The sequence below is a fragment of the Mesorhizobium sp. P3_A9 genome (assembly GCF_056402975.1).
Window position 1 is genome coordinate 1 of record NZ_JBFUGJ010000262.1, and the last position, 8,531, is coordinate 8,531.

The window sequence follows — 8,531 nt, forward strand, 5'->3', positions numbered from 1 at the left end:
GCCATGCACCGGCGGTGTCGATCTTCTCGATTTTCGAAAGATCAAGCGCCAAGGTCTTGAAACCGCTTCGCTTCTCGATTTTGCGCATGTCGGCGTCGATCAGCGCCACGGTCCGTGTCGTCCAGATTCCGGAGAATGCGCAGCCGAGAACGCCGCCCTCCTCGCCGACCGCCACGTGCGGTTGGTGGTCAGCCTCCGAGGCGGTCGTGCCGCTTGCGTCGCGCTTGCCGATGGTCAACATGGCGTCCTGTTTAGCCTGACGGGTCTGACCTGTCGATTTGCCGACCACGCTTGTCGCATAGCCGGAGCAGAAAAATATGGCGCGTGTCATTTCGGTTGAGGCCGAGCGTTTTCCCATCGCCGGCACCTTCACCATTTCGCGCGGCTCCAAGACCGAGGCCGAAATCATCACCTGCACCATCGGCGAAAACGGGCATGTCGGTCGCGGCGAATGCGTTCCCTACAAGCGCTATGGCGAGACCATGGACGGCGTGCACGCCGCGATCGAGGCAATGCGCGACCAGATCGCCGGCGGCATCGGCCGGACCGCCCTGCTCGGTGCAATGCCTGCCGGCGCAGCTCGCAACGCAGTCGACTGTGCGCTGTGGGACCTTGAGGCCAAGATCAGCGGCAGCCCGGTGGCGAACGCAATCTGGCCGGCCCCGCTGCGTCGGCTCGAAACCGCCTACACACTGTCGCTCGGTGAGCCCGAGGCGATGGCGGCACAAGCCCGTGCCAATGCGGACCGGCCACTGCTGAAGGTCAAGATCGGCGGCGACAACGACATCGCCCGGATCCAGGCGGTGAGACAGGCCGCGCCTCAGAGCCGAATCATCCTTGATGCCAATGAGGGCTGGACCGACGACAACATCGTTGCAAACCTGGCTTTCGCCGCGGCGCAAGGCATTGCCCTCATCGAACAGCCGCTGCCCGCAGGCCAGGACGAAATCCTGCGCCACATCGCGCATCCGGTGCCGATCTGCGCCGACGAAAGCGTGCACGAGGCGAAGAACCTGGAAATGCTGGTTGGTCTCTACGACGCCGTCAACATCAAGCTCGACAAGTCGGGGGGCCTCACGGCGGCGCTCGTGCTGCGTGACCGCGCCCGCGATCTGGGTTTTGGCGTCATGGTCGGCTGCATGGTCGGCACATCGCTGGCGATGGCGCCTGCGGTCCTGCTCGCCCAGGACGCCGATTTCGTCGACCTTGACGGTCCGCTGCTACTTGCCCGCGACCGTGTGCCCGGCCTCGTCTACCAGGGCTCGCTTGTCTTCCCTCCGGACCGGGCGCTTTGGGGCTGAGCGCGCGGCGAGCCCGATCAGCACGAGGCCGACGATCGCGATCGGGATCATCACCAGGAAACCATCGACGCCGAGACGGTCATAGAGCGGGCCGGAAGCAAGCGTAACGGCGGCCATGAAGAAGCCGTTGAAGAAATAGGCGATGCCTTGCGCGGCACCCGTGCGCTCTTCGGAGACGGTTTCGGCGATCATTCTCTGCAGGCCTATGAGCACCATTGCGACAGACACCGAATGCAGCGACTGCACTGCGAAGAAGCCGGGAATGCCAAGGCCGAGCGGCCATACCAGTGGAAAGATGATCCAACGCACGATCGACCCGATGCCGGCTATCACCATCACCCTGACGACGGAAACGGAGGCGAAAATACGATTGAAAAACAAAAACATGCAGACTTCGGACACCACGCCCCAGGCCCATAGAAGGCCGACGACGGAATCGCYGATGCCGATCGATTTCCAGTAGATSGAMACRAARCCGTASAGAAASGCRTGRCTGGCGGTGATGAYGCCGACGCCAAAGGTGAAATAGAGAAAATAAGCGTTGAACAGGCTCGGCGCCGCGTGCTGGATCTCCGCCGCCGACAGCGGCGAGGCTTTTCGCGGCCTCCCCATGCGCGGCGCAAGCAGCCCTGCGACGAGTGCCGCGCCAAGGGCAAGGAATATGATGACCGGAACAGCCTGGGGACCGGTGGCCGCCAGGATGAAGCCGCCCGCCACATTGGCGCAGAGATAGCAGATCGACCCCCACTTGCGCATGCTTGCGTAGTTCGAGCCGAAGCGACGCACACCCGAAAGCGCCAGCGAATCGGCGATCGGCGATTGTGGCGTCCAGACAATGGTCAGCGCCAGCGACACCGCCAGCACCATCGCGTAGGTCGGGGTGAGGAAATAACCCGCCGAGAGCAACAGCGAGGCTGCCACCAGCGCGACATAGACATTGGCGCGGTCCCTCGCCCGATCGGCGAGCGTCGTCAGCAGCGGTGTCGCCACCACGCGCAGGAACATCGGCGCCGCCAGGATGATCGCGATCTGCTCGGCGTGAAACCCCTTGGCCTGCAGCCAGAGCGGGAAATAGGGCAGATGCGTGCCGAGCGATATGAACAACGTGCCGAAAATCAGGCTCATGCGCAGTTCGAAATGGCGCGGCTTGACGAGCTGTTCTGGCGAAAGCGGCGGCAGGGACATGAATCGATCCAATTACGCCGCGCTCGACCGGCTGGCGGTGTAGATCGATCCCTTAACATGGCGGAAAACCAGACGAAACCGGCTGGACCAATCGATCAACGCTAAAAAAACGCAGTGCCTTCCGCGTCAGGCCGCCTGCCCTACGCGATCTTCGATCAGCATCGGGATGAAAGGCTCGTCCAGCGACTCCGGCAGCACCTGCGCCCAGGTCAGGATTTCCATGCGGCCATCGAAGTGCTCGACCACGGCCGTGCAGCTTTCCACCCAGTCACCGGTGTTGATGTAGCGCACGTCATCGAAATTCTCGATCGCGGCATGGTGGATATGGCCGCAGATCACGCCGTCGACATGCGAGCGGCGGGCTTCCTCGGTCAGCACGGTCTGGAACGAGCCGATGAAGTTGACCGCCTTCTTGACCTTGACCTTGGCCCAGGATGAGAACGACCAGTAAGGCAGGCCGAGCAGCTGGCGCAGGCGCGTGATCACCCGGTTGACCTGCATGGCTGCGTCATAGGCATGATCGCCGAGATAGGCGAGCCAGCGCTGGTTGTGAACGACAGTGTCGAACTGATCGCCATGGATGACGAGCAGGCGCTTGCCGTCGGCCGTCTCATGGATGGCGCGGTCGGCGACGACGATGCCGCCGAAATGCACGCCCTGGAACTGGCGGGCGAACTCGTCGTGATTGCCGGCGATATAGGTGATGTTGGCGCCCTTGCGCGCCTTGCGCAGCAATTTCTGCACGACGTCATTGTGGCTCTGCGGCCAGTGCCAGCTCCGCCGCAGCCGCCAGCCATCGACGATGTCACCGACCAGATAGATGATATCGGCGTCGTGGTAACGCAGGAAATCGATCAGGAACTCGGCCTTCGCCGCCTTCGAGCCGAGATGGACATCGGAAATGAACATGCTGCGGAAAGTGCGGGGCTCTTGGCCWGACATCGCGATTTCACCSTTGCTTTCGCGCAGSCTATGCCCCGATTCATGCAACAACCGTATGACGGTTGCGATTGGTCCAGCCWAAGGACTAGCTTGCCGGCCAAATCACAGGAGAAATCGTCATGGATCTCGGTATCAGCGGAAAGAAGGCCATCGTCTGCGCTTCGAGCAAGGGTCTTGGAAAAGGCTGCGCGATGGCGTTGGCCGAGGCCGGTTGCGATATCGTCGTCAACGGCCGCAATGCCGAACTGGTCGCCAAAACCGCGGCGGAGCTGCGCCAGCGCTATGGCGTGACGGTGACGGAAGTCGTCGGCGACGTTTCGAAGCCTGAGGTGCAGAAGGCGCTGCTCGCCGCCTGTCCCGAACCCGACATCCTGGTCAACAACAATGGCGGCCCGCCGCTGCGCGATTTCCGCGAACTCGATCGCGCGAAAATCCTTGAAGGCGTCACCCAGAACATGGTCACGCCGATCGAACTGGTGCAGGCCGTTCTCGACGGCATGGCCAAGCGCGGCTTCGGCCGCATCGTCAACATCACCTCGCTGTCCGTTTATGTTCCCATCCCTGGTCTCGACCTGTCGTCGGGCGCGCGCGCCGGCCTGACCTCGTTCCTTGCCGGCGTGGCGCGAACGGTGATCGACCGCAATGTCACCATCAACAGTCTCTTGCCGGGCAAGCTCGACACCGACCGGCTGCGCGGCCCGCATGAGGCAGGCACCGTCGAGGACCCCGCTGCTGCCGCAGCGCGCAAGACCCGCATCAGTGCCGATGTGCCGGCCAAGCGGCTCGGCACGCCGGAGGAATTCGGACAGATCTGCGCCTTCCTCTGCTCGGTCCACGCCGGCTACCTGACCGGGCAGAACATACCGGTAGACGGCGGTCTCTACGTCAGCGCCTTCTGATCGAAAGGTCGGCGAAACCGCAGGACTCATCTGGCATGAAACAGCCGTAAGCATCTGACATCTAGCGATTTTCGACGCGCCGCCGTTTAAAGCTGCCGGCGCGTCAATTAGCGTCGCGAAAAACCTTGGCCGCATGCTAAAAGGTCTCTCGAAGCAGGTTTCGAGGGAGCGGCCGCATGGAAGGCGAGAACAAGAAAACGGCACGTTCGGACCTCGACGAAGCCGCSCTCYACTTYCACAARCAYCCRACGCCGGGRAAGCTYGAGATMCAGGCGACCAAGCCGCTCGGCAACCAGCGCGACCTGGCGCTYGCCTATTCGCCSGGCGTSGCCGCCCCTTGCCTCGAAATCCGCGACAATCCGGCAACCGCCGCCGACTATACGGCGCGCGCAAACCTCGTCGGCGTCGTCTCCAACGGCTCGGCCGTGCTCGGCCTCGGCAATATCGGCCCGCTGGCCTCCAAGCCGGTCATGGAAGGCAAGGCGGTACTGTTCAAGAAGTTCGCCGGCATCGACGTCTTCGACATCGAGATCGACGCACCTGGCATCGAGCGCATGGTCGAGACGATCTCGGCGCTGGAGCCGACCTTCGGCGGCATCAACCTCGAGGACATCAAGGCGCCGGAGTGTTTCGAGGTCGAGGAACAGCTCAAGGCGCGTATGAAGATACCGGTCTTCCACGACGACCAGCATGGCACCGCCATCATCGTCGCCGCCGCCGTGCTCAACGGGCTGGAATTCGCCGGCAAGACCATTTCAGACATCAAGGTCGTCACCTCGGGCGCCGGCGCCGCCGCCCTTGCCTGCTTGAACCTTCTGGTCTCGCTCGGCGTACGCATCGAAAACATCTGGGTCACCGACCGTTTCGGCGTCGCCTACAAGGGCCGTGTCGACGAGATGGATCGCTGGAAGGATCCTTATGTGAAGGATACCAAGGCGCGCACGCTGGCCGATGTCATYGCCGGCGCCGACGTCTTCCTCGGCCTTTCGGCGGCGGGCGTGCTGAAGCCGGAACTGCTGCAGCACATGGCGCCGAAACCGCTGATCCTGGCGCTGGCCAACCCCAATCCCGAGATCATGCCGGAAGAGGCGCGCGCGGCGCGTCCCGATGCGATGATCTGCACCGGCCGGTCCGATTTTCCCAATCAGGTCAACAATGTCCTGTGCTTCCCCTACATCTTCCGTGGCGCGCTCGATTGTGGCGCCAGTGCTATCAACGAAGAGATGAAGATGGCGGCCGTGCGGGCCATCGCCGCCCTTGCCCGCGAAGAGCCGTCGGACGTCGCCGCGCGCGCCTATTCGGGCGAGACGCCGATCTTCGGACCCGAATTCCTGATCCCCTCGCCCTTCGATCCGAGGCTGATCCTGCGCATCGCGCCGGCCGTCGCCAAGGCAGCCTGCGACACCGGTGTGGCGACGCGGCCGATCACCGATTTCGCCGCCTATATCGACAAGCTCAACCGCTTCGTCTTCCGCTCCGGCCTGGTGATGAAGCCGGTGTTCTCGTCCGCCAAGGCATCGAGCGCCAAGCGCGTCATCTACGCCGATGGCGAGGATGAGCGCGTGCTGCGCGCCGCCCAGGTGGTGCTCGAGGAAGGCATCGCCGAGCCAATCCTGATCGGCCGTCCGCATGTCATCGAGGTCAGGCTGAAGCGCTATGGCCTGCGCATCAAGCCGGGCGTCGATTTCGGCCTGATCAACCCGGARGACGATCCGCGCTAYCGCCACTATGTCGACCTKYTGATCGAACTCGCCGGSCGGCGCGGCGTGACGACGGARGCYGCGCGCACCATGGTGCGCACCGACAACACSGTGATCGCRGCACTKGCRCTGAARCGCGGCGAYGCCGAYGCCATGRTCTGCGGCCTCGAAGGGCGYTTCGAGCGGCATTTGCGCAATGTGWCSCTSRTCATWGGCCCWCGCGCGGGCRTCAAGGACCRCGACCTGTCGACGCTTTCCATGCTGATYTCGCAGCGYGGCATCATYTTCCTCACCGACACACACGTCTCCGTCGACCCGACAGCCGAGGAGATCGCCGAGATGACCGTGCTGGCGGCCGAGGAAATCCAGCGCTTCGGCATCGAGCCGAAGGCTGCCCTTCTGTCGCATTCAGATTTCGGCTCGCGCGATTCGCCAAGCGCGCTCAAGATGCGGCAGGCGGCGGCGATCCTGGCGCGCATCGCGCCGGAGTTGCAGTGCGACGGCGAAATGCATGCCGATTCCGCGCTGTCGGAGCATCTGCGCCAGCGCGTCTATCCGCATTCGCGGCTGAAGGGCGAAGCCAATTTGCTGGTGTTCCCGAACCTCGATTCGGCCAACATCACGCTGACGGCATTGCGCGCCATGATGGATGCGCTGCATGTCGGGCCAATCCTGCTCGGCACCGACATGCCGGCGCACATACTGACGCCCTCGGTCACCTCGCGCGGTGTCGTCAACATGACGGCGCTGGCCGTGGTCGAGGCGGCGCACAAGGCGCAGGCAGTGGTCAATCTGGGCGGAACACAGGTTTCGCAGTAAACTGCGGTTAACCGCGAACACGGTAGCCTCGCGGACGAACAGGCGGGATTGAGGCGGATGACAAGCGGAGGGTTGAAGCGGGCGCATGCTGCCATGCTGCTTGGCCTCCTGCTGTCCGGCGCCACCATCACCGAGTCCCAGGCTGCCTCGCGCGTCTGCCGTCAGTTGGAGGCCGATCTTGCCGCGGCTTCGCGCGGCAGCGGCGGCGGTCCGGCAATGATCCGGAAATACGACGCCGCGATCGATCGGCAGCGCGAACAGATCTCGAAGGCCCGCGACCAGGCAAGCAACTCCGGTTGCGGGTTTTCGCTGTTTTCCCGCAACATCAATCGATGCGCAGGCCTCAACGCCACCATCGACCGCATGAACGCCAATCTCGACAGTCTGCAGGCCAAGCGTGCCCAGCTCGCCGGTGGCGGATCACGCCGCGACCGTGGCCGCATCCTGGCCGCGCTCGATGCCAATGGCTGCCGCGACGACACGGTTGCGCCACGCCGCGCACCACTGCAGGAAGCAGACCGTGGCGAAGAAGACGGCAACGCAAACCTGTTCGACCAGCTTTTCGGCAACGACGCCCCGCCCAGCGACACGCCTGACCAGCCGGAGGATCCCGGCGAGGAACGCAATGTCCGCCGCGTCCTGAACCTGCCCGGCATTCCGGACTTTCCAAGCTCCAGTGGCGAGTTCCACACCACCTGCGTGCGCACTTGCGACGGCTATTTCTTTCCGATGTCGAACGCAGCCTCGGTCGGCGACTTCGAGCGCGATCAGAAGAATTGCGAATCGAGCTGCCCAGGCACTGAGATGCAGGTCTTCTATTCGCGCGGCATGGACGACGATTCAGCCGCGATGACATCATCGGTTACCGGCAAGCCTTACAGCGAATTGCCGACTGCCTATCTCTACAAGCAATCCAACATGTCGCGGCCGCCGGCTTGCGGATGCAACGCGGCGCAGAACTTCCAGATCATTGGCGGCAATCCGCCGAACCCACAGCAGTCGCAGCCGGAACCGGACGCAGCACCGTTGGTTCCCGTGCCGGCCTCCAAGCCCGATCCGAGCGCCGACCCAGAAACGCTGGCCAACAGGGACGGCGGGCTCGACCGCGAAGCCATCAAGCGGCTTTCCGCCAAACCGGTGACGTCGCCCGTGTCCGCCTTGCCGCCGGAACAGCGCAAGGTCAGGGTCGTCGGGCCAACGTTCCTTCCCGACCCATCAGCGGCAATAAATCTGCAAGCTCCGGCCCCGAAGGCAGTCCAGTAAGCGCAAGCCTCAGCGGCATGAACAGCCCCTTGCCCTTGCGCCCGGTCGCTTCCCTGATCTTGCCGGTCCAATCCTTCCAGACCGTCCCGTTCCAAGGCTCTTCAGGCAGTAGATCGAAGGCCTGTCCGAGGAACTCACGATCATCATCGGAGAACTCCGGTCCGTCCTGCGGCCCCTCGCGCAGGATACGCCACCAGCCCACCGCGTCGGCAAGCCGGTCGAGATTGCCGCGCACCGCCAGCCAGAACGGCTCGGCCTGTTCGCCGGAGATGCCCAGCACCATCAGCCTGTCCCGTGCCTCGTCGAACGGCATATGGTGCAGCAGCACGCGGTTGAGCACGAACAGTTCGTCCGGATCGAACTTAGCCGATGATTTCGAGGTCGCGGCGGGGTCGAAATGGCCGGCGAGTTCGGTCAGGTCG

6 protein-coding genes and 2 pseudogenes are annotated in these 8,531 nt (G+C 63.7%); 4 read left to right on the forward strand and 4 right to left on the reverse strand.

The window, feature by feature from the left end; all coding sequences use genetic code 11:
• A pseudogene (locus AC1DX0_RS26265) lies at positions 1-241 on the reverse strand (organic solvent ABC transporter permease); the annotation flags it as partial.
• A 76-nt stretch (positions 242-317) separates the two neighbouring features.
• Between AC1DX0_RS26265 and dgcA the strand changes: the two are divergent.
• A complete protein-coding gene (gene dgcA / locus AC1DX0_RS26270; protein WP_477220348.1) occupies positions 318-1,301 on the forward strand; it encodes an N-acetyl-D-Glu racemase DgcA in 984 nt (327 codons plus the stop codon).
• Here the strand turns inward: dgcA and AC1DX0_RS26275 are convergent.
• Together AC1DX0_RS26275 and AC1DX0_RS26280 are read right to left on the reverse strand one after the other, a co-directional pair.
• Positions 1,221-2,486: an MFS transporter gene (locus AC1DX0_RS26275; protein ID WP_477357353.1), complete on the reverse strand. Its 1,266-nt coding sequence runs from the start codon at positions 2,484-2,486 to the stop codon at positions 1,221-1,223. The two genes, dgcA and AC1DX0_RS26275, sit on opposite strands and share 81 nt — an antisense overlap.
• Before the next feature lie 126 nt (positions 2,487-2,612).
• On the reverse strand, positions 2,613-3,428 hold the full coding sequence (locus tag AC1DX0_RS26280; RefSeq protein WP_477220346.1) for a UDP-2,3-diacylglucosamine diphosphatase: 816 nt from the start codon (positions 3,426-3,428) through the stop codon (positions 2,613-2,615).
• Between the two features lie 119 nt (positions 3,429-3,547).
• Between AC1DX0_RS26280 and AC1DX0_RS26285 the strand changes: the two genes are divergently transcribed.
• From AC1DX0_RS26285 to AC1DX0_RS26295, 3 genes are all read left to right on the forward strand, one after another.
• Positions 3,548-4,327: an SDR family oxidoreductase gene (locus tag AC1DX0_RS26285; RefSeq protein ID WP_475450615.1), complete on the forward strand. Its 780-nt coding sequence runs from the start codon at positions 3,548-3,550 to the stop codon at positions 4,325-4,327.
• 176 nt (positions 4,328-4,503) lie between these two features.
• Complete coding sequence (locus AC1DX0_RS26290) at positions 4,504-6,846, forward strand: NADP-dependent malic enzyme (RefSeq protein ID WP_477357355.1); 2,343 nt, start codon at positions 4,504-4,506, stop codon at positions 6,844-6,846.
• A gap of 57 nt (positions 6,847-6,903) precedes the next feature.
• Positions 6,904-8,109, forward strand: coding sequence for a DUF2865 domain-containing protein (locus AC1DX0_RS26295; RefSeq protein WP_477220344.1), 1,206 nt, complete (start codon positions 6,904-6,906; stop codon positions 8,107-8,109).
• Here AC1DX0_RS26295 and AC1DX0_RS26300 read toward each other — a convergent pair.
• Positions 8,027-8,531 (reverse strand): annotated as a pseudogene (locus tag AC1DX0_RS26300) (glutamate--tRNA ligase); the annotation flags it as partial. The gene AC1DX0_RS26295 and the pseudogene AC1DX0_RS26300 overlap by 83 nt on opposite strands.